The 19,634-nt window shown below is 65.4% G+C and carries 20 protein-coding genes; 9 read left to right on the forward strand and 11 right to left on the reverse strand.

Annotation, left to right across the window (positions count from 1 at the left end):
* Positions 1 to 6: 6 nt before the first annotated feature.
* Entirely contained in the window at positions 7 to 198 is a 192-nt protein-coding gene (locus QQJ84_RS00970) for a zinc-finger domain-containing protein (RefSeq protein ID WP_284256029.1), read from the reverse strand.
* A gap of 32 nt (positions 199 to 230) precedes the next feature.
* Here QQJ84_RS00970 and QQJ84_RS00975 point away from each other — a divergent pair, with 32 nt between their 5' ends.
* On the forward strand, positions 231 to 1,214 hold the full coding sequence (locus tag QQJ84_RS00975) for an alpha/beta fold hydrolase (RefSeq protein WP_284256030.1): 984 nt from the start codon (positions 231 to 233) through the stop codon (positions 1,212 to 1,214).
* Here QQJ84_RS00975 and QQJ84_RS00980 read toward each other — a convergent pair.
* Genes QQJ84_RS00980 through tsaE form a run of 5 tightly spaced genes read right to left on the reverse strand, consistent with a single transcriptional unit; the run spans position 1,192 to position 8,709 of the window.
* A complete protein-coding gene (locus QQJ84_RS00980) occupies positions 1,192 to 1,599 on the reverse strand; it encodes an acyl-CoA thioesterase (protein ID WP_284256031.1) in 408 nt (135 codons plus the stop codon). The two genes, QQJ84_RS00975 and QQJ84_RS00980, sit on opposite strands and share 23 nt — an antisense overlap.
* Before the next feature lies 1 nt (position 1,600).
* The gene (trxA, locus tag QQJ84_RS00985; protein ID WP_284256032.1) at positions 1,601 to 1,918 is read right to left on the reverse strand and encodes a thioredoxin; all 318 of its coding nucleotides are present in this window, start codon (positions 1,916 to 1,918) and stop codon (positions 1,601 to 1,603) included.
* Positions 1,919 to 1,971: 53 nt separating this feature from the next.
* Positions 1,972 to 5,403 carry a double-strand break repair helicase AddA gene (addA, locus tag QQJ84_RS00990; RefSeq protein WP_284256033.1) on the reverse strand — a complete coding sequence of 1,144 codons (3,432 nt, stop codon included), beginning with the start codon at positions 5,401 to 5,403 and terminating at the stop codon, positions 1,972 to 1,974.
* Positions 5,390 to 8,293: a double-strand break repair protein AddB gene (gene addB, locus QQJ84_RS00995; protein WP_284256034.1), complete on the reverse strand. Its 2,904-nt coding sequence runs from the start codon at positions 8,291 to 8,293 to the stop codon at positions 5,390 to 5,392. Before addB ends, addA begins: the two co-directional genes overlap by 14 nt.
* The gene (gene tsaE / locus QQJ84_RS01000) at positions 8,290 to 8,709 is read right to left on the reverse strand and encodes a tRNA (adenosine(37)-N6)-threonylcarbamoyltransferase complex ATPase subunit type 1 TsaE (RefSeq protein ID WP_284256035.1); all 420 of its coding nucleotides are present in this window, start codon (positions 8,707 to 8,709) and stop codon (positions 8,290 to 8,292) included. The genes addB and tsaE overlap by 4 nt, the downstream gene beginning before the upstream one ends.
* A 58-nt stretch (positions 8,710 to 8,767) precedes the next feature.
* Between tsaE and QQJ84_RS01005 the strand changes: the two genes are divergently transcribed.
* Entirely contained in the window at positions 8,768 to 9,778 is a 1,011-nt protein-coding gene (locus QQJ84_RS01005; RefSeq protein WP_284256141.1) for an NAD(P)/FAD-dependent oxidoreductase, read from the forward strand.
* A gap of 127 nt (positions 9,779 to 9,905) precedes the next feature.
* Here the strand turns inward: QQJ84_RS01005 and QQJ84_RS01010 are convergent, their stop codons facing one another.
* From QQJ84_RS01010 to rfaD, 5 genes are read right to left on the reverse strand one after another with little or no spacing between them, the layout of a single operon-like run.
* Positions 9,906 to 10,775, reverse strand: a complete 870-nt coding sequence (locus QQJ84_RS01010) for a hypothetical protein (RefSeq protein ID WP_284256037.1) — start codon at positions 10,773 to 10,775, stop codon at positions 9,906 to 9,908.
* Entirely contained in the window at positions 10,772 to 11,512 is a 741-nt protein-coding gene (gene pgeF / locus QQJ84_RS01015; RefSeq protein WP_284256038.1) for a peptidoglycan editing factor PgeF, read from the reverse strand. Before pgeF ends, QQJ84_RS01010 begins: the two co-directional genes overlap by 4 nt.
* Positions 11,512 to 12,405 carry a class I SAM-dependent methyltransferase gene (locus QQJ84_RS01020; RefSeq protein WP_284256142.1) on the reverse strand — a complete coding sequence of 298 codons (894 nt, stop codon included), beginning with the start codon at positions 12,403 to 12,405 and terminating at the stop codon, positions 11,512 to 11,514. Before QQJ84_RS01020 ends, pgeF begins: the two co-directional genes overlap by 1 nt.
* 16 nt (positions 12,406 to 12,421) lie before the next feature.
* Positions 12,422 to 13,264 carry a prolipoprotein diacylglyceryl transferase gene (gene lgt, locus QQJ84_RS01025; RefSeq protein WP_284256040.1) on the reverse strand — a complete coding sequence of 281 codons (843 nt, stop codon included), beginning with the start codon at positions 13,262 to 13,264 and terminating at the stop codon, positions 12,422 to 12,424.
* Positions 13,264 to 14,244, reverse strand: a complete 981-nt coding sequence (gene rfaD, locus QQJ84_RS01030; protein ID WP_284256041.1) for an ADP-glyceromanno-heptose 6-epimerase — start codon at positions 14,242 to 14,244, stop codon at positions 13,264 to 13,266. Before rfaD ends, lgt begins: the two co-directional genes overlap by 1 nt.
* A 47-nt stretch (positions 14,245 to 14,291) precedes the next feature.
* Here rfaD and QQJ84_RS01035 point away from each other — a divergent pair, with 47 nt between their 5' ends.
* From QQJ84_RS01035 to QQJ84_RS01065, 7 genes are all read left to right on the forward strand, one after another.
* Positions 14,292 to 14,567 (forward strand): accessory factor UbiK family protein, encoded by a 276-nt coding sequence (locus QQJ84_RS01035; RefSeq protein WP_284256042.1) that lies wholly within the window; start codon positions 14,292 to 14,294, stop codon positions 14,565 to 14,567.
* A 366-nt stretch (positions 14,568 to 14,933) separates the two neighbouring features.
* Positions 14,934 to 15,185, forward strand: a complete 252-nt coding sequence (locus QQJ84_RS01040; protein ID WP_284256043.1) for a hypothetical protein — start codon at positions 14,934 to 14,936, stop codon at positions 15,183 to 15,185.
* The gene (locus QQJ84_RS01045; RefSeq protein WP_284256044.1) at positions 15,178 to 15,837 is read left to right on the forward strand and encodes a class I SAM-dependent methyltransferase; all 660 of its coding nucleotides are present in this window, start codon (positions 15,178 to 15,180) and stop codon (positions 15,835 to 15,837) included. Before QQJ84_RS01040 ends, QQJ84_RS01045 begins: the two co-directional genes overlap by 8 nt.
* Before the next feature lie 126 nt (positions 15,838 to 15,963).
* Entirely contained in the window at positions 15,964 to 16,398 is a 435-nt protein-coding gene (gene sdhC / locus QQJ84_RS01050) for a succinate dehydrogenase, cytochrome b556 subunit (RefSeq protein ID WP_284256045.1), read from the forward strand.
* A 5-nt stretch (positions 16,399 to 16,403) separates the two neighbouring features.
* Positions 16,404 to 16,805: a succinate dehydrogenase, hydrophobic membrane anchor protein gene (gene sdhD, locus QQJ84_RS01055; protein ID WP_284256046.1), complete on the forward strand. Its 402-nt coding sequence runs from the start codon at positions 16,404 to 16,406 to the stop codon at positions 16,803 to 16,805.
* Between the two features lie 20 nt (positions 16,806 to 16,825).
* A complete protein-coding gene (gene sdhA, locus QQJ84_RS01060) occupies positions 16,826 to 18,637 on the forward strand; it encodes a succinate dehydrogenase flavoprotein subunit (RefSeq protein ID WP_284256047.1) in 1,812 nt (603 codons plus the stop codon).
* A gap of 12 nt (positions 18,638 to 18,649) precedes the next feature.
* Positions 18,650 to 19,432, forward strand: coding sequence for a succinate dehydrogenase iron-sulfur subunit (locus tag QQJ84_RS01065; RefSeq protein ID WP_284256048.1), 783 nt, complete (start codon positions 18,650 to 18,652; stop codon positions 19,430 to 19,432).
* Positions 19,433 to 19,634 lie beyond the last annotated feature (202 nt).

The raw sequence follows: 19,634 nt of genomic DNA on the forward strand, positions 1-19,634 counted from the left end.
GGGCTTTCAGTGCCCGTCATCCCGCGCGCCCGGCGCCAGCACGAAGAGGCGCGAGCAATAGGGGCATATGATTTGTGTTCCGGTGATCTTCAGATACACCTTGGGGTGGCCGAGCGGCCCAACGCCGCCATCGCAGGAGACGGCATGGGTTTTAACGTGGATGATTTCGGCCGGGGTCTTGGTTGTGGCGCTGTCCATGGGTCTTGCCTTGCTGTGTTGGATACCGCGCGATGATAGCTTCATTCATGCGTAACCCCAAGCTCTGGCCCCTGCTGCTGGCGTTGAGCCTGTCCGGCTGCGCGGCGCTCCCCTACGGCGTGCCCAAGGCGTCCGCAAACCACCCGATCATCACCAGCGGCGTCTTCACCCTGCCGGACGGCGCGCGTCTGCCCTACCGGCTCTACCCCGCTCAAGGGCCGCTCAAAGCCGTGGTCCTGGCGCTGCATGGCTATACCGACAGCCGCGATGCCTGGGTGTTGCTGGCGCAAACCCTCAACGCGCGGGGCATCGCGCTCTATGCGCCGGACCAATCAGGCTTCGGCGCCACCGCCAACCGCGGCGCCTGGCCGGGCACCGCCACGCTGGTTGATGAAGCGCGCGCCATGGCGGTGCAGCTGCACGAAAAATATCCGCATACCCGGCTGGTGCTCATGGGCGAGAGCATGGGCGGCGGCATCGGCCTGCTGCTCGGCGCCTCAAACAACCCGCCGCCGGTGGATGCCTATGTCCTCTCCGCCCCGGCCGTCTGGCGGGTGGGTATGCTTTATCGCACCGCGTTGTTCATGGCCGACGCGGTGGCGCCGCAGATGCGCCTCACCGGCCGCGCGGTCAGTGTCCGCGCCAGCGACAATACCGCAGCCCTCATCGCCTTCGGGGAAGACCCGCTCACCATCCGCGCGCCAAATGTGCGCAGCATCACCGGGCTCACCAGCCTCATGGCCCAGGCCCAGGCCGCCTGCGCCAACTTCCGCCAGCCGACGCTTATACTCTACGGCGGGCATGACCAGCTGATCCCCAAGGCGGCGATGCGCCGCTGCTGGCGCGCGCTGCCGCCGGGCGCCCCGGTCACCCTGGCCTATTACCCGCCGGATTATCACATGATCCCGCGTGACCTGGAGCGGGCCACGCCCAGCGCTGATATTCTCGGCTACATACTGGGCACGGGGCTGGATTCCTCGGCCCCCAGCGCAGCTACGGTGTTTCTGGCGGACTGAACGGGCGCGGCTTGCCCTCGGCATCGATAGCCACGAAGGTGAACACCGCCTTGGTCACGCGGTATTCCTCATGCGTGTTGCGCCGCCGCCGCCAGGCTTCTACGTTTATTTTCAGCGAGGTCCGCCCGGTGGAGAGCAGCTCGCAATAAACGCTCACCTCATCGCCGATTTTCACCGGACGCAGAAAGCTCATCGCATCGGCCGAGACCGTCACGCAGCGCCCGCGCGCCACCCGCGCCGCCAGATTGCCGGCCGCCAGATCCATCTGGCTCATCAGCCAGCCGCCGAAAATATCGCCATCCGGGTTGGAGTCGGCCGGCATAGCGATGGTGCGGATCATCGGCACCCCGGCCGGCGGCGTCTCGCCCGGCACGCCCTGCGTCATGCTACAGGCTCTTCTCGATCCACGCCTTCAGCGCCGATTTCGGCGCCGCGCCCACCTGGCTGGCCGCCACCTTGCCGTCCTTGAAGATCAGCAGCGTGGGGATGCCGCGCACGCCAAACTGCGAGGGGGTCATCGGGTTCTCGTCGATGTTCACCTTCACGATCTCAAGCTTGCCCTCATATTCCTTGCTCAGCTCCTCGAGCGAGGGCGCGATCGTCCGGCACGGGCCGCACCATTCGGCCCAGAAATCCACCAGCACCGGGGCGCCGGATTTCAGCACATCCGCATCGAAGGTCTCGTCGGTAACAGCCTTGCTCATGATATCTTCCTAAAGTTGGTTGGGGGAGAACATGGCGGCGAAACCCGCCCTAATCAAGCCGGGGCATGCGCGTCCAGCATCGCGTCCGGCACCTGCATCGCCACCGCGCTCTGGGTCCATATCAGCAAACACACCACGGCATGGCGCGGATAGATCTGCGCCAATATCGCCCGGTAGGCCGCTAATTGCCGCAGATAACCTGGGGGAATCAGCTCTGCCGTGTCCGGCGGGGCGCGGTCGGTCTTGTAATCGGCGATGATCACCCGCTGCTCCGTCACCGCCAGACGGTCTACCAGACCGCCGATTTCCACATCCCCAATCACGCCCGCGAGCGGCACCTCCGCCCGGCTGCCTGGCCCGAACAGCGCCGCCAGCGCCGGGTTTTGTAAAATCGCCAGCACCGAATCGTAGGTTTCCGCCGCGCCGCCCGCCAGCTCCGGCACGCTGGCAATGAACCGCGCCGCCGCCGCCGCGCGCGCTGGCGGGGGCAGCTCCGGCAGATGCTGCAACAGCGCATGCACCGCCTGGCCGCGCGCCATCGCCGCCGCGCGCGCCGCGCGGGCCTGCGCCACGCCAGCCCCCAGCGGACTGGCCGCCAGCGCCTGCCGGGTGATATCCTCCACCCCCCGGCTTGGCGCCAGGCGCTCGGGCCGCGTCGTCTCGGCCCCCGGCGGCGATGCCACCCAGCCCGGCGCCGCGCCCGCCCAGGCGGGCAGAGCCGCTTCATGCGTTAGCTTATGCGCCGCCTTGTCATCCGGCCTTGCGGTCTGCGCGCAGGCATGAACCAGCCGCCCGCCCAGCTGCGCCACCTCGGGCAACCGCGCGAAGCCGGCCCGTACCAACTCATACCAGCTCGCCTCCGCCACATTGTTCCGCCCCTTGGCGCCGCATATAATCAGCCCATCCTCGGCGCGCGTGAGCGCGACATAGAGCAGGCGGTTATATTCCTCACCTTGCGCGGCGGCGGCGCGCGCGGCGGCGCTGGCCACCGCCTCGGAGCGTAGCGCGGTGCGGGGGCAGAAAATCGGCACGCTCATATCCGGCTGCCCCGGCACCGGCAGCCAGAACAAACTCTCCTTCTGCGCGCCGGTGGGCAGCGCCGTGGTATCAGGCAGAATCACAAGCGGCGCCTGCAAGCCTTTCGCCCCGTGCACGGTCATGATCCGCACGACATCGCCGCCCGCATCCGCCTCGCGCTTGATCTGCGCCCCGGCCTGGCGCAGCTGATGCACGAATATCTGCAAAGCGCCTGGCTCACTCTGGGTAAATTTCAGCGCCTCGCTCAAAAGCTCATCCACCGGCTCCGCGGCCTCGGGCCCGAGGCGGCGCAAAATCCGGCTCCGCCCGCCAAGCGTGCCCAGGGCTTCGCTCAACAGTGCAAACGGCGAGAGAAAATCCACCTTGCCGCGCAATGTCTCGAAAAACGCTTTCGCCGCCGCCCACTCCGCCCGCTCACCATGGCGCGCATACAGCGCCGCCAGCAGGCTCCCCCGGCGGCCCATCGCCAGCGCCATCAGGCTCTCATCGCTCAAGCCCCCCAGCGGCGAGACCAGATATTGCGCGAAGGCCAGATCGTCATCGCCCAGCAGCAGCGCATCGCACAGCGCCAGCAGGTCGCTCACCGCCAGCTGCTCGGTCAGCACCATGCGGTCCAGCCCCGCCACCGGCACCCCGCGCGCCTTGCACTCGCGGGTGATGGCGCTCACCAGCGCATCGCGCCTGCGCACCAGGATCAAAAAATCCCCCGGCCGCACCGCGCGGCCCCGGCTTTGCAAAATCTCGCCGCCATCCAGACGTTTTTTAATTTCCAGCACAATCTGGCGGGCCAGCAGCCCCCGGGCCGACTCCGCGCCCTCATAATCCTCCGGCACTGCCCAGGGCGGCAGCTCCGCCGGGGGCGCCGCCTCGCTCAGCGGCCATAATTCCACCCATCCGGCCTGCCCCGCGCGGCTCACCTCGTGTTTGAGCACCTCCGTGCCCTGGCACACCCCCGCCCGCGCCGGGCCGGAGGCAAACACCGCATCCACCAGCGCCAGCACGGGCGCCGCGGAGCGGAAGGAGACGGAGAGTTTTCCATCCACCCAGCGCTGCCCCGCCGCCTTCACCTTTTCGCGAAACTTCGCCTGATACACTGTAAAACTTTCCAGATCCGCGCCCTGGAACGAGAAGATCGACTGTTTCGCATCGCCCACCGCGAAAATCGTCCGTCCGCCCTCGCGCGCCCCCGCCCCGGCAAAAAATTCATCGGCGATCTTCGCGGCGATCTCCCATTGCGCCGGCGCGGTATCCTGCACCTCGTCGAGCAGCAAATGCTCGATGCCGCCGTCCAGCTTATAAAGAATCCAGGTGGCGCCGGGGTCTTCGAATAATTTCTCGGTATGGCGCACCAAATCGGCATAGCTCAAATGCGCCGCCATCTGCTTCTGCGCCGCATCGTCCTTAACGATTGGCGCCACCAGCTGCACCAGATTTGCATTCAGCGCCGCCAGCCTGGCCGCGTTGATTTGCTCCTGCGCCGCCTCGATGCGGCGGCACTCGGCATTAATCACATCGCGGATTTCAGCCTCTTGCGCCGCCAGCCCCTTGCCGAAAAAATTATGCAGCTTGTTCTGCGTGCCTTTGCCATTTCCGGTAAAATGCACAGCCAGCCAGTCATCCCAATTCGCCGCGCGCGCCGCGTGCGGTTGCGCCAGCCAGTCCAGCGCCCGGTGCGCCCAGCCTTGCCCAAGCTTTGGCGTGCCGCGTTCGGCCAACAGCTTCAGCCCCGCGCGCAGCTTTTCCTCGCGCGGCAACACCACGGCCTGCGCGCGCAACATCTCCTCGCTCTCATCCCCCGCGCCCAGCGCGGCACGCTGCATCCCGGCAATGGCGCCCGGTTCTCGCCCATGCAGAACGGCGCCAGGCCCTTGCGCAAATTTTTGCGTCAGTGCCGCAAACGTCGTCTCGTCGGTCTCCGCCGCCAGCGCATGGACCGCGCCCTCGTGCCCCGCCTGCGCCAGCACCACTTCGCGCGCCTCGCGCAGCCGCCGCCCTTCCTCCACCTCGTCAGCCACCTCAAAATGCGGCGAAAGCCCCGCCTCCAGCGGAAAGCGCCGCAACAGCGACTGGCAGAAGGCATGGATCGTCTCGATGCGCATGCCACCCGGCAAATCCAGCACATCGGCGAAGAGCTTGCGCGCCAGAGTCAAATTGGCATGGTTCACCGTCACATCCAGCGCGCGCAACGCCGCTTCCAGATCAGGCTTATCCATCACCACCCAATCGCCCAGGCGCTTGTTCAGCCGGATTGTCATTTCCGCCGCCGCCGCCTTGGTGTAGGTCAGGCACAATATCTTATCCGGCGCGCTTCCCGCCAGCATCAAACGCAACAGCCTGTCGGTCAGCAGTTTGGTCTTGCCGCTTCCCGCCGAAGCCGCGACAAAGGCCGATATTTTAGGGTCGGAGGCTTCGCGCTGCTGCGCGTTGGCAATTTCAATCACCGTCATTGGCGTCATCCTCCCCGGCCCATTCCGCGCGGCGGGAAACACCGGCGTAGACATCGTATTTATTCACCCGTTTGGGGTGCGGGCTTGCCAGATACGGCGTTTTTTCATCCGCGAATTTTGCGAACGTCTGGGGCAGCGCGTGCGCCGCATCCTCGATCATCTCGCGCAGCACCCTGGGCTTTTTCGGTTTCACCTCGCGCACCTCGCCCGCCTCGTGCCGTCCGGAAATTTTCCAGTAGGCGAGTTGCGCCACCTCGCCGCTGAATTCGTCACCAAAGCATCCGGCCTGCGCCATTACCGCCTCAAGCGGCAACTGCGGCGCGCTCCCGGCTTCCACCTCCGGGCTGGCCGGCGCCGCGCCGGTTTTGTAATCCAGAATGGATACTGTTCCATCCACACGTTTTTCAATCCGGTCGGCCCGCCCGCTCAACACAAAGCCGCCCGGAACGGCCAGCTCCGCCTTCACCTCCGAAGCCAGATCAACTGGCGCGCCATGCGCGCCCCGCCGCGCGCGCTCGCTCTCCAGCACCCAGTCCGCGATGCGCGCCAGCCGCGCCATCCACCAATGGTCCAGCGCCGCGCGCGGGCGTCTCTCGCGCATGGCGTTCTGCAATGCGCTCACCAGCCGCGCCCGTGCGTCCGGTGCCGCGAAATTCTCCGGAATATCATAGAACTCTTCCAAGCCCTTATGCACGATCTCACCGAACAGGCTTTGGTCGCTCTCCTCGTCAAGCGGGTCAATTTCGTGAATCCGAAGAATTTTTCTGGCATAAATCGCATATGGATCGGCCATCAGCGTCGCGAAATCCGAAATGCTCAACCGCGTGGGCCGCGCCGCCGCGGGGGGGCGCGGATATGGCCTCTCGCGCCGCTCCAGCCGCACGGGCTGGTCAAGCTGCAACGACCATGACGCAGCGGGATGCGCCGGCAATCCCTGGCCATGCAACATCGCCTGCAAGCGCGTCAGCCAGCGCGCGGGCACCGCCGGGGCGCGCTCGCGCCGCGCCGGGGCGGCCAACACCACGGTCTCGCAACATGTGGCCAATGAGAAAAACCCGTGTGCCGCCATGCCGATTTTCTGTTCCGGCGAGGGTAGTTTCGCGGCGCGGCGCATCGGGCGGCTCAGCCATGGCCCAGGCTCCGCCGGCGCGGGCCATACACCCTCTACCAGCCCGCCCAGCACCGCCACATCCACGCTCTGCAGCGCCGCTTCCTGCAAACCCCATATCGCCACGCGCGGATGCCCGTCCTTGGTGCGTGGTTTGCGCACCACCGCGCCGCTCAACAGCGCATCGAGCAGGTCGGCCGCCTCGCTGCCCGCGATGTCCGGCAGGTCCTCAAAAACCTCCAGCGCCTGCAAAAAGATTTCTGAAAGTGCGATCCCCGCCTCGCCCGGCCATAACCGCGCGGCGCCGGGTTCCTCCGGCGTCGCGCACAGCGCCTCGGCCACGGTGAGCAGGTGGCGCAGCACCTGCGCGGGGTTACTGCGTTCGGGCAAACCCGCCGGGCGCAGCATTGCCTCCAGCCGCTCCAGAAACACGATCACCGCGGGAAGCTTTGCCTGCTCCAGGCGGAATTTTATGTCATCGAACCCCGGACCCGGCCGCGCCCCGCGCAAAGCGTGGATTTCGAGATTGCGCGCGTGTGCGCGGCACATTTCCGGCGGCAACCCCGCCGCCGCCAGCGGATGTTTCAGCAGCGCCAGCAGCGGCAGCGGGGCAAATCCGCTCACCACCGCACGGGCCAGCAGGCGCAGAAAAATCGCGGGCGGGGTCTGTGAGAGCGGCTCCCCGGCGCTGTCGTCGGCGGTGATGCCAAAGCGTTTCAGCGCCGCGGTCACGCGCGCCGCCAGCCCCCGGTCAGGCGTTATCAACGCGGCCGTGCGCCCGGGCACCTCCAGCGCGTCGCGCAGGATCATCGCGATCGCGGTGGCGTTCTGCGCTTCCTCCTGCGCCTCCAGCCGGCTCAACCCCGCGAGCTGAAACGCCGCCGTATTCTGCCACGCCTCCAGGCAGGCCGCCGGGAGCAATGCGCGCGAAAACACCAGGCTGCGCCCGGCCGGCACGGGCGATGCCGGGGCAGGCAGGCGCGTTACCTCGGCAGGGCGCGCGCCGATTTCCGCCAGCAGCCGGGCGATGCCGCCTTGGGCGTGGCTGTCATCCAGCGCCTCCCAGGCGGCCTCGCTCAGCTCAAAATCATAGCCCGGCAGAAGCAGCAGCCCCTCCGGCAGGCCCGCCACCCGCCGGGCCAGCCGCCCGATCGCCGGGTTGCCCTCGGCGGCGACCATCCATACCCGGTGCGGCGGCGGATTTTCCCCCCAGGCGGCGGTTTGCGCGTCCAACAGCGCCACCAGCCGCGCCGCCGGGTCCATCCCGCCCATCCCGGCCACAATCCCCGGCCAGAGATGGGTGATGATCTCCAGAAATTTCAAGGTGGTCTGCCAATGGCTGGCGAGCTCCGCGGCGACCACATTGGGCAGGGTGGCGGCGAGATCAACCTCGGCATAGGCCGCTTCGTCCAACAGCCCCGCCAGCTCGGCGGCAAGCTGCCAGGCGGCATGGAGCTTTTGCGGCGCGCCGTCTTGTCCGTTCATGCGCAAAATCAGCCGCGCCAAAACCGCCTGGCGCTGCATGGGGGGGATTGCGGGTGGCAGGTCCAGCGCCCCGGCCAGCGTGAGCCCGGCTTCATCGATGGCGCCAAGGGCGACGATGCGCGGCAGCAACAGCGCCTTGCCCTGGTTTTGTTCCAGAAACGCCCCGGCCAGCGCCTGCGCCGCGCGGCGGCTGGGCAGCAGGATCAGCCCATCGGCCGAGTCGCCGCCCGTCTCCAGCCAGCGTTTCGCCAGCGCCGGCAAAAACGCCGCTTCCGCCGTGAACGCGCCGAGCCTCATGGTGTATCCTCCGCCAGCTCGGCGCTTCGGCCCGTGCCTTCATGCGAGAAGCTCAGCCGCAGGGCGCGCGGCGGTGTCAGCGGCCCCAGCCGGTCGGGCCATTCCACGATGACGATGCCATCCAGCGCTTCCTCCCACCCCAGCTCCTCCAGCGCATGATGGTCCTGCAGGCGCCACAGGTCATAATGCCAGATGGTGGTCCCCCGGGCCTCGTATTGCTGCACCAGGGTGAAGGTGGGGGAGGGGACGGTGAGGTCCGGCTCGCCGGTCAACGCGCGGATGAACGCGCGGGCGAAGCTGGTTTTCCCGGCGCCCAGCGGGCCGCAGAGCAGCAAAACATCCCCGGCGCGCGCCCGGGCGGCGAGTTCCTGGGCCAGGGCGATGGTCGCGGCTTCATCGGGGAGGAAGATCTGCATGGCACTCTTTTTAGGGCATGCGCTTGATTGTGGAAGGGCGGTGCGGCAAAGCCAGGGCATGGAAAAGCTGACAACGGATGTTGCGATCATCGGTGCTGGCCCGGCCGGGCTGTTTGCGGTGTTTGAGTGCGGGATGCTCAAAATGTCCTGCGTGTTGATTGACGCTCTGGGCGAGACCGGCGGGCAATGCGCCGCGCTCTACCCGGAGAAGCCGATTTACGACATTCCGGCCCACCCCGGCATTGAGGCGTCTGAGTTGATCGCCCGGCTCGAGCAGCAGATTGCGCCCTTCGCGCCGCAACGGCTGCTCGGGCGGCGGGTGGAAAAACTGCATGGCAGCCAGGGGGCGTTTACCCTCACCACCGATGCGGGCGATGAAATCGCGGCCAAAGCGGTGATCGTCGCGGCCGGGGCCGGAGCCTTTGGCCCCAACCGCCCGCCGCTGGAGGGTCTGCCCGCCTATGAGGCCACCGGGGCGGTGCAATATTATGTGAAGCGCCGCGAGGCGCTGCGGGGCAAGCGCGTGGTGATCGCCGGCGGGGGCGACTCGGCGGTGGACTGGGCGCTGGCGCTCAACGGCATTGCCGAGAGTATCCATGTCATCCACCGCCGGCCAAAATTCCGCGCGGCGCCCGAAAGTGCGGCGCAGCTGGATGCGGCGGCGGCGCGCGGCGAGATCGACATGGTGATCCCCTATCAGCTGCACGCGCTGCACGGCGCGGCCGGGGTGCTGGAGGCGGTGGAAGTGGCTGATCTGGACGGCGCCACGCGGCTGATTGGGGCGGATGTGCTGCTGCCGTTTTTTGGCCTGGCGATGGAGCTGGGGCCGCTGGCGGACTGGGCGTTTCAGCTGGAGCGCAACCATGTGGTGGTGAACCCGGCGCGGATGGAAACCACGGTGCCGGGGATTTTCGGCGTGGGGGATATCGTGACCTATCCGGGCAAGCTGAAGCTTATTTTGCAGGGGTTTGCCGAGGGCGCGGTGGCGGCGCATGCGATCCACCCGATTGTGTATCCCGATGTGGCGCTGCATTTTGAGTATTCGACCAGCAAGGGCGTGCCGGCTTAGAGCGTGATTGCCTTACGTCAATCACGCTCTACCCTTACTTTGCGATCAATTTCATTGGTTTAGTTTGAATCTGGCGATTCAAGCTAAACCAATATTGATCTAAGCCCGGGCGGCCCGCAACGCTGGGTTAGCTGCCCTTTTTCAGCACCGCGTTGGCGATCACCTGCTGGATGCCGGTCGCGGCCTCGGTCGCGGCGGCGGCGGCGACATCGCCCCAGTAGGGGGTGATGTCCGCCAGGGCGAGCGGGTGCAGCTGCGTGACCTGGCCGATTTTGCGGTGGTTGGCGTCCTGCACGCTCCAGTCCAGCTCAACCATGACCTGGCCGTTTTGCCCTGGTGTCACCACGATATTGCCGGTGACGGTGAAATCCGCCTGGGCCGGGTTGGTCACCACCACATCGTCAGGGCCGGGCAGGTCGCGCCCGAGGTTGAGCGGCAGGGAGTGGTTGCCATCGCCCGGCGCGCCGGTGACGGGGCCAATAAAAATCCGCGGCGGGCGGTTTTCCAGCGATTGCGGGTTGCTGCCCTGGATGCGCGCGTTGATGGCGGTGAGCGTTTTGGAGAGCGCCTGCGCATCGGTGGTGGCGGCATTGTTGAGGGCGGCGGGGTCGCCCTGGCTCCAGGCGGCGGCGGCGATGGGGGCGCCGTTCTGGTTGCCGTAGGTTTTGCCGTCCGGCCCGGTGATGACATAGGCGGGGGTGATGGTATCGCCGTTGCGGCTGGCCGAGGTGGTGAGCAGCCAGCCGCCCTTCATGGGCGCCCCCGCGATGCTCGGGATGTCATAATTCACCAGCGCGGCGGCGAGGTCCTTGGCATAAATGGGGGCGGATTTGGCATCCAGCAGCGAGGCGGCGGCGGGGGGCGGCACCATGAGCACCGGCGCCGGCGGGATGGACAGGCGCGCGCCCTCCGGCCCGGGATTGCCGTAAAACGGTTCAGGCAGGGTGCCGCAGGCGGCCAGCGCCAGGGGCAGTAACACGGCCAATCGTTTTATCATGTGCGGATCACGGAGATCTGATGCCCGGTGGCGGCCTCATGGCGCAGGGTTTTGCGGCGGTAGGAGAAGAAATTTTCTTCCTCCGCGCAGGTGTCGTTGGGCAATATATCGGTGGCCACGCCCGCGGCTTTGAGGCGGGCGGCGCAATAGCCGGGCAGGTCGAACTGCCAGCGTTCCAGGCGTCCGGGCGTGAAGAAGCGCGCGGCGGCGGCGTCATCCTCGATGAGGGGCGTGCGCAGATCGGCGCTCACCTCATAGCTTTTTTGGTGGATGCAGGGGCCGATGGCGGCGTGGATGCCCTCTGCGCCCAGCGCGCGCATGGCCTCCACGGTCACCTCCAGAACACCCAGGAACGCGCCGCGCCAGCCGGCATGGGCGGCGCCGATGATGCGCCCGGTGGCATCGGCGAAGAGCACGGGCGCGCAATCGGCGGTGATGACGCCAAGGGCGAGGCCGGGGCGGTTGGTGACCAGTGCGTCAGCCGCCGGCCCGGCGCCGATGGCCCAGGGGGTGGTGACGGTGATGACCTCGGTGCCATGGACCTGTTTGAGGCCGAGCAGGGAATCGGGCGCCACATCCAGGGTGCGGGCCACGCGGGCGCGGTTTTCGCGGATGTTGGCCACCTCGTCAGCGCCGGAGAAGCTGCAGTTCAGGCTGGTGTAAGCCCCGGTGGAGACGCCGCCGTTGCGGGTGAAGAAGCCGTGGCGGGCTGGCAGGCCGCCGGTGAGAAAATCCATTATTCGAATCCTGGCAGGGTGGGGAAACCCTTAGGGCAAAGGGCGAGGCATTTGAACAGGCTGCCCATGGCCTCCGGCGCGGTGAGGCGCCGGGCCGCCAGCTTCAGCGCCTCGGCCCGCGCGGGGTTTTTGCGGGCGAGGGCGTCACTGCGCTGGAACAGGCCGAGGGCTGTGAGAAATTCGTTCTGCTTCACCGGCCCCTGTGCGTTGTGACGCGCCTTGATGGCCGCGAAATCAACATGCGCGGTGAGATCGGCGGTGCCGGGGGTGGTCAGGGGATCGGCGTATTTACCCCCGGCGATGGCCTGCACGCTCTCGCCGGGAGCGGATTGGGCGGGGCCATAGTCGATAAACAAGGCGATGGCGCCGCGGACCGCCAGGGCGGCGCAGAAATCCAACGCCGCCTCGTTCACCTCGCGCACGCTGCCCTCGGGGTCATCAGGGAGCGGATAATCGGTGGGGATTTCCACATAGGCGCCGTGGCTCACATGGCGTTCCACCCAGCCGGTGGGGCGGCGGACGAACTGGCGCACGGGCAGGGCGTCCAGAAATTCATTGGCCAGCAATATCAGCGGCCCGGGCGGGATGGTGGCCAATGACTCATGCCAGGTGGCGCGGGGCACGCGGGCCGCCTGCTGCGCGCGCAGGCGGGGCGAGGTCTCCAGCAGATGCACATTGGCGGCAGGCCAGACGCGCATTGCATCGGCCATCAGCACGCCGCGCCCCGGCCCGGCCTCGGCCAGCATGATGCCCTCCGGCGCGCCCATCATGGCCCACACGGTTTTGGCCCAGGCGCCCAGCAGCTCACCGAAAACCTGGGTCAGCTCCGGCGCGGTGGTGAAATCCTGGGAGAAGTCATGCGTGGCGTAATAGGCGGCATTCGCCCGCGCCATGAAATGGTCGAAACGTTCAGGCTGCACGCGGGGTCTGGCGGGCGGCCCAGACCAGCATCACCAGCCCGGCGAAAAGCACGGGGAGGGAGAGGATCTGGCCCATGGTGGTGCCGAAGGGGAGAAAGCCGAGGAAATAGTCCGGCTCGCGGAAACACTCGGAGATGATGCGCGCGATGGCGTAGCAGATGAGGAACAGCCCGGTGAGCATGCCCGGCCGCTGGCGCCATTTGTCCGAGCGGACGGCCAGGATCATGATGAGGAACAGCACCACGCCTTCGAGCAGAGCCTCGATCAGCTCCGAGGGGTAGCGCGGCCTGAGGGCGTTCGTGGGGTCCACGCTGGCTGATTCGGGGTAGATGATGAGCAGCGGGAACCAGTGCGTGGCAACCCGGCCCCATAGTTCGCCATTGATGAAATTGGCGCAGCGGCCAAGAAACAGCCCGATGGGCACGACGGTGGCGATGCGGTCGGCGAAGGCGAACATATTGAGCCCGTGTTTCCGGCAGAACCAGATGATGGCGATGGCCACGCCGATGAACCCGCCATGCGAGCTCATGCCGCCCTGCCAGACCGCGATGATCTGGATGGGATGCGCCAGCAGGTAGGAGAGCGGCTCCTGATAGAGCTGGTAGAACAGCACATAGCCGAGCCGCCCGCCGAGCAGCACGCCGAGCACCGCCCAGGTAAGAAAATCGTCCACCTGTTGCTGCGTGGCGGCGAAGGGCGAGAGTTTAACCAGCCGCTGCGCCAGCCACCAGCCGCCCAGCAGCCCGGTGATGTAGGCAAGGGCGTAATAATGCACGGCCAGCGGGCCGATGCTGAACAGCACGGGGCTGAAATGGGGCCAGGTGAAAATCATCAGCGGTACATGTCCCCTTGAAGGAGGAAGTCCTGAATATAGGCGCCCACCCCCTGTTCCAGCGTGTGAAACTGGTGGTTGAACCCGGCGGCGCGCAGCCGGTGCATCGGAGCCTGGGTGAAGGATTGGTATTGCCCGCGCAGGTTGGCCGGCATGTCGATATATTCAATGCTGGGCGGCACGTTATGGGCGGCGCAGACCGCGCGGGCGAGGTCGGCATAGGTGCGTGCCAGACCGGTGCCCAGATTATACAGGCCGGAGATTTTTGGCGCGGCGAGCAGGAAGGTCAGCGCCGCGATCACATCGTCAATATAGATAAAGTCGCGCTGCTGCGCGCCGTCGGCCATGCCCGGCTGGTCAGCTTTGAACAGCCGCACCGGGCCGCCGGCGGCGATTTCATCGTGTTTGACCTTCACCACCGAGATCATCTTGCCCTTGTGGTACTCGTTGGGGCCGTAGACGTTGAAGAACTTCACCCCGGCCCAGGCGGGCGGGGCGGGGGCGCCGGCCGCGACCTGCCCGGCCACCCAGAGGTCGAAGGCGTGCTTGCTCCAGCCGTAGAGGTTGAGCGGCTGGAGTTTTTGCAGGGCGGGGATGGACATGTCATCCTCAAACCCGGCGGCGCCATTGCCGTAGGTGGCGGCCGATGAGGCGTAGATGAAGCGCGTGCCATGCGCGGCGCACCAGTGCCAGAGGTATTGGCTGAGTTCCACGTTGGTTTTCCAGACCAGATCGCCATCGGTCGCGGTGGTCTCCGAGATTGCGCCGAGATGCACGATGGCGGTCAGTTCAGGGGACCGGCTGAGGAATTCCGCCAGGTTTTCCGGCGCGATCACCTGCAAGGGCGGGGTGTGGCGCAGGTTGCGCCACTTGGCCTCGTGGCCCAGCCAGTCAGCAATGATACACTCCTGGCCGTTGGCGCGCAGCGCCGCGTGCAAGTTGGAGCCAATAAATCCCGCGCCACCCGTGACCAATATCATGCGGGTGCTTATATGCAGATGCACCACTGTAGAGAAGGCCCACCGCCATGAACGAACGCCCTAAATTTTTTGACGATATCGCCGGTGTTGCCGGTGGCGCGATTTCCGCTCTCGCCGGGCTGCGCGAGGAAATGGCCTCGCTGGTGCGCGCGCGGGTTGATGAGGCGGTGCGCCGGTTGGATCTGGTGAAGCGCGACGAGTTCGAGGCGATGGCCGAGCTTGCGCGCCGCGCCAAGGCCCAGGTGGAGGCGCTGGAGACCCGCGTGGCCCAGTTGGAGGTGCAGAAGCCCGACCGGCCTGAGCCGGAAGACATCGTCGGCTGAAATAAGGCGCGCGCCGAGCTGGCCTCTGCGTAAAACGAGCGGCGAGGCGCGTTTGTTCCGCTTTGGCCGCGCGTTACGCGCCGAATCAGGGCTGGTTTCGTAGTATTTTGGCAACGCCAGGAAAAAAATATTATACTAAAAACTTAATGGTTTACGGTGCTTTGTGCGTAATTTCCCGAGAATCTGGCATCAGATTGTTCCAATAAACGAGATTATAATTATAAATTATAAGCTTGTTAAATTTTAATGAATTTATTTGGTTTGGCGATATTCTTCGGTCTGTTTTGAAAAATAAATATCCTTGACGCATGGTTCGGGGGGGGGCACACATTTTAGAGTTGTGATGCCTATTTTAGGAATCTCTCCATGATTTCACCGAAGTCGAGCGCTCTGATGCCATGCACCGCCTTTTTCACCGAGGGGCGCGTTTTCGCGGGAATTACGGCTCTTTTCATGCAGTTGACCCTGATTCTCTGGCCTGTGGCCGCCCGCTGGGCCCGCGCCACGGGTGAGCAGACCGGTATGGAAAAGAAACTGGCGGAACTCTCGGAGACGCATCGCGTGCATACCGACCCCTATGCCAAGCAGCCGGAGAAGAAATTCCGCCAGCTTGCCTGAGTTTGGCGGCCGCGGCTTCGCCGGATTTATCCGCGCCAACACGGCGCTGGGGGCTTCCCGGCTGGTTCCGGGCATAAAGATTTATCTTGCTTGCGAGATCACGCCGCTGTGGCAGGCGAGTGAAGAATTTTTGCAACACCACGGCATGGCGCCGCCCTTTTGGGCCTTTGCCTGGCCGGGTTCCGAGGCGCTGGCCCGCCATATCACCGATCATCCAGAGCTGGTGCGCGGCTTGCGCGTGCTCGATTTTGCCGCCGGTTGCGGCCTCGCGGCGCTGGCGGCGCGCAGGGCTGGCGCCGCGCAGGTGGATGCCGCTGAGATCGACCCGCTGGCCGGGGCGGCCATCAGCTTGAACGCGGCGGAAAATGGCTTGGCGGTGAATGTGCTGCAGGGGGATATCGTGGGCGCGGATTGCCGCTGGGATGTCATTCTGTGCGGAGATGTCTGCTATGAAGCGCCGATGACAAGGCATATTTTGCCCTGGCTGCGCCGCTGCGCGGCGGCGGCGGTGGTGGTCATCGCGGATCCGGGGCGCAAATACGCGCCGGACGAGGGCGAGCTGCTGGCCCGCTACGAGGTGCCGACCAGCCTGGCGCTGGAGGATTCGTGCTCACGCCAGGTGAAATTGTTTCGCCTGTTAGCCACGCCTTAAGCCATGACGTGGCAGCGTATCTAACCATTTGCCTGTTCACGAATTGGTACGTTGACCCTGCGAAATCCGGGGACTAAGCAACTGCAGCATAAAAGAACCTGAATGACCCGTTGAGAGAGGTTTTCCATGAAGGATGTCCGCGAAGCCCTGATGGTAGGGCGTAACACGGAGGGCAAGCTGGTGCGCCGGCCGCTCTCCCCGCATTTGCAGGCCTATAATATGATGCAAATGTCCTCCGCCACCTCCATTTTCCATCGTGCCACCGGCATCGCCCTGGGGGCCGGCACGCTGCTGCTCACCGCCTGGCTGGTCAGCGCCGCCGCGGGGGATGAAGCTTTCTCCGTCGTGCAGGCGCTTCTTGCCTCCTGGATCGGGGTGCTGGTCCTCATGGGCTTTACGTTCGCCCTGTTCTACCATTTCTGCAACGGCATCCGGCACCTGTTCTGGGATACCGGCCGCGGGTTCGAGCTTGAAGCCATGCACCGCAACGGCCGCATGGTGATCGCCGGGGCAGTGGTTCTCACGGTGGCGTTCTGGATTGTCGGCTTTTTGGTGTGGTGAATGACATGAACAAAGACAGCGCGCCTTCCATTGATATCATGCGCAGCCAGCTCGGCCGCGCGCGCGGCCTTGGCGCCGCCAAATCCGGCCTGCACCATTGGTGGACGCAGCGCGTCACCGCGATGGCGCTGCTGCCGCTCTCGCTCTACTTTGTGCTCTCGGTGCTGATGCTTGCGGGCGCCGGCCGCGCGCAGATGGCCGCCTATATCGGCGAGCCGTGGAACACGGTGCTGTTCCTCTGCCTGATCGCGGCGCTGTTCTCCCACCTCAGCCTCGGCATGCAGGTGGTGATCGAGGATTATGTGCGCAGCGACGCCAAGCGGATGGTGACACTCCTGGTGGTCAAGGGGGGCATTGTTGTGCTCGCCCTGGCCTGCGCGGTGTCTGTCCTTAAACTCGCCTTTTAAGCAAAACGGATTTTGCCCTCATGAACGCGTTTTCAAAACCTTCACTCGGCGCCTATAATGTTATTGACCACACCTATGATGTCGTGGTCGTTGGCGCGGGTGGTTCCGGCCTGCGCACCACGCTTGGCATGGGCGCCGCCGGCCTCAAAACCGCCTGCATCACCAAGGTCTTCCCCACCCGCTCGCACACGGTGGCGGCGCAGGGCGGCATTTCCGCCGCGCTGGGCAACATGGGCGAGGACGATTGGCGCTGGCACATGTACGACACCGTAAAAGGGTCGGACTGGCTGGGCGACCAGGATGCGATCGAATACATGTGCCGCGAGGCGGTGCCCGCGATCTATGAGCTGGAGCATTACGGCATGCCCTTCTCGCGCACCGAGGACGGCAAGATCTATCAGCGCCCGTTCGGCGGCCATATGAAGGAATACGGCAAGGAACCGGCGATGCGCGCCTGCGCCGCGGCTGACCGCACCGGCCATGCCATGCTGCATACCCTGTACCAGCAGAGCTTGAAGCACGAGGTCGAGTTCTTCGTCGAATATTTCGCGCTCGACCTGATCATGGACTCCGAAGGCGCCTGCCGGGGCGTGATGGCCTGGAACCTTGAGGACGGCACCATCCACCGCTTCCGTGCGCAGCAGGTTGTGCTGGCGACCGGCGGTTATGGCCGCGCCTTCCTCTCCTGCACCTCCGCCCACACCTGCACGGGCGATGGCGGCGGCATGGTCATCCGCGCCGGGCTGCCGGTGCAGGATATGGAATTCGTGCAGTTCCACCCGACCGGCATTTTCCCCGCCGGCTGCCTCATCACCGAGGGTGCCCGCGGCGAAGGCGGCTACCTCACCAATTCCGAGGGCGAGCGCTTCATGGAACGCTACGCGCCGACCGCGAAAGACCTCGCCTCGCGCGATGTGGTGTCGCGCTCGATGACGGTCGAGATCAACGAAGGCCGTGGCGTGGGCCCGAACAAAGACCATATCCTGCTGCATCTGGAGCATCTGGGCGCGGATATCCTGCATGAGCGCCTGCCCGGCATCTCGGAGACCGCGCGCGTGTTCGCAGGCGTGGATGTGACCAAGGAAGCCATCCCCGTGCTGCCGACCGTGCATTATAACATGGGCGGCATCCCGACCAATTACCGCACCGAAGTGCTGCGCCCCACGGCCTCCAACCCTGATGCCGTGGTCCCTGGCTTGATGGCCGTGGGCGAGGCTGCTTGCGTCTCCGTGCATGGCGCCAACCGGCTTGGTACCAACTCCCTGCTCGACCTCGTGGTGTTCGGCCGCGCCGCCGCCCACCGCGCCGCCGAGATCGTGAAGCCAGGCGCCAGCCAGGCGCCACTGCCCGCCGGTGCGGGTGAGGCCTCGCTGGCCCGGTTTGATAAAACCCGCCACGCCAAGGGCGGCACCACCGTCGCCACGCTGCGCGATACGCTGCAGCGGACCATGCAGGGCCACGCCGCCGTGTTCCGTAACTCCAAGAGCCTGACCGAGGGCGTGGAGAAGATGACGAAGCTCTGGGGCGGGCTTGAGGATATGCATGTCTCCGACCGCAGCCTGGTGTGGAACTCCGACCTCATGGAAGCGCTGGAGCTCGACAACCTCATGGGCAACGCGATGACCACCATGGTCAGCGCCGAAGCCCGCAAGGAAAGCCGTGGCGCCCAGGCGCATGACGACTTCCCGGATCGCGATGATGCGAACTGGATGAAGCACACGATTTCATATTGCGACGACAAGGGTGCGGTGAAACTGGAATACCGTCCGGTGAAAATGCAAACCCTCACCAATGAAGTTTCCGTATTCCCGCCCAAGAAGCGCGTATATTAAGGGGTCACGAACATGGCAGAATTTACGCTTCCTGCGAATTCCAAGGTCGGCACCGGCAAAACCTACAAGGCCCCGGCCGGCGCCAAGCGCGTCAAGGAATTCAAGATTTATCGCTGGAACCCCGATGACGGGAAAAATCCGGTCACCGATACCTATGAGATCGACCTCGACGCCTGCGGCCCGATGGTGCTCGACGCTATCATCAAGATCAAAAACGAGGTCGATAGCTCGCTGACCTTCCGCCGCTCCTGCCGCGAAGGCATCTGCGGCTCCTGCGCCATGAATATCGACGGCACCAACACCCTGGCCTGCCTCAAGCCGATTGATGATGTGAAGGGCGCCGTCGCCATCAGCCCGCTGCCGCATATGCCGGTGGTCAAAGACCTGGTGCCCGACCTCAGCCTCGCCTATGCGCAATACCGCTCCGTCGAGCCCTGGCTGCAATCAGACTCCGCCCCCCCGCCCGATGGCGAACGCCGCCAGAGCAAGGAGGAACGCGCCGAAATCGATGGGCTGTGGGAATGCATCCTCTGCTTCTGCTGCTCCACCTCCTGCCCCAGCTACTGGTGGAATGGCGATCGCTATCTCGGCCCGGCCGTGCTCATGGCCGCCTATCGCTGGATCGCCGATAGCCGCGACGAACACACCGGCCAGCGCCTCGACGCGCTGGAAGACCCGTTCAAACTCTACCGCTGCCACACCATCATGAACTGCACCCAAACCTGCCCCAAAGGCCTGAACCCGGCCAAGGCGATCGGCAAGGTCAAGCAGTTGATGCTGGAACGGCAGGGTTAAGGGATAGTAGGTCCAGGGGGTTTCACCCCTGGACTCCCGGCAGCGGCGCACCTTTAAAAACCAGTTTTCCTGAGGGCGAGCAACATTTTGGCACGCTCGGGTGAATGAGCCTCAAACAATCGCGCAAAGGTGAGCGTATGTTGAATGATGGCGGTGGGCCAATATTCGGTAGCAAAGCCAAGCTTGGAGTATCCGTTGTGGT

The sequence above is a fragment of the Acidocella aquatica genome (genome assembly GCF_030160635.1).
Classification (GTDB): domain Bacteria; phylum Pseudomonadota; class Alphaproteobacteria; order Acetobacterales; family Acetobacteraceae; genus Acidocella; species Acidocella aquatica.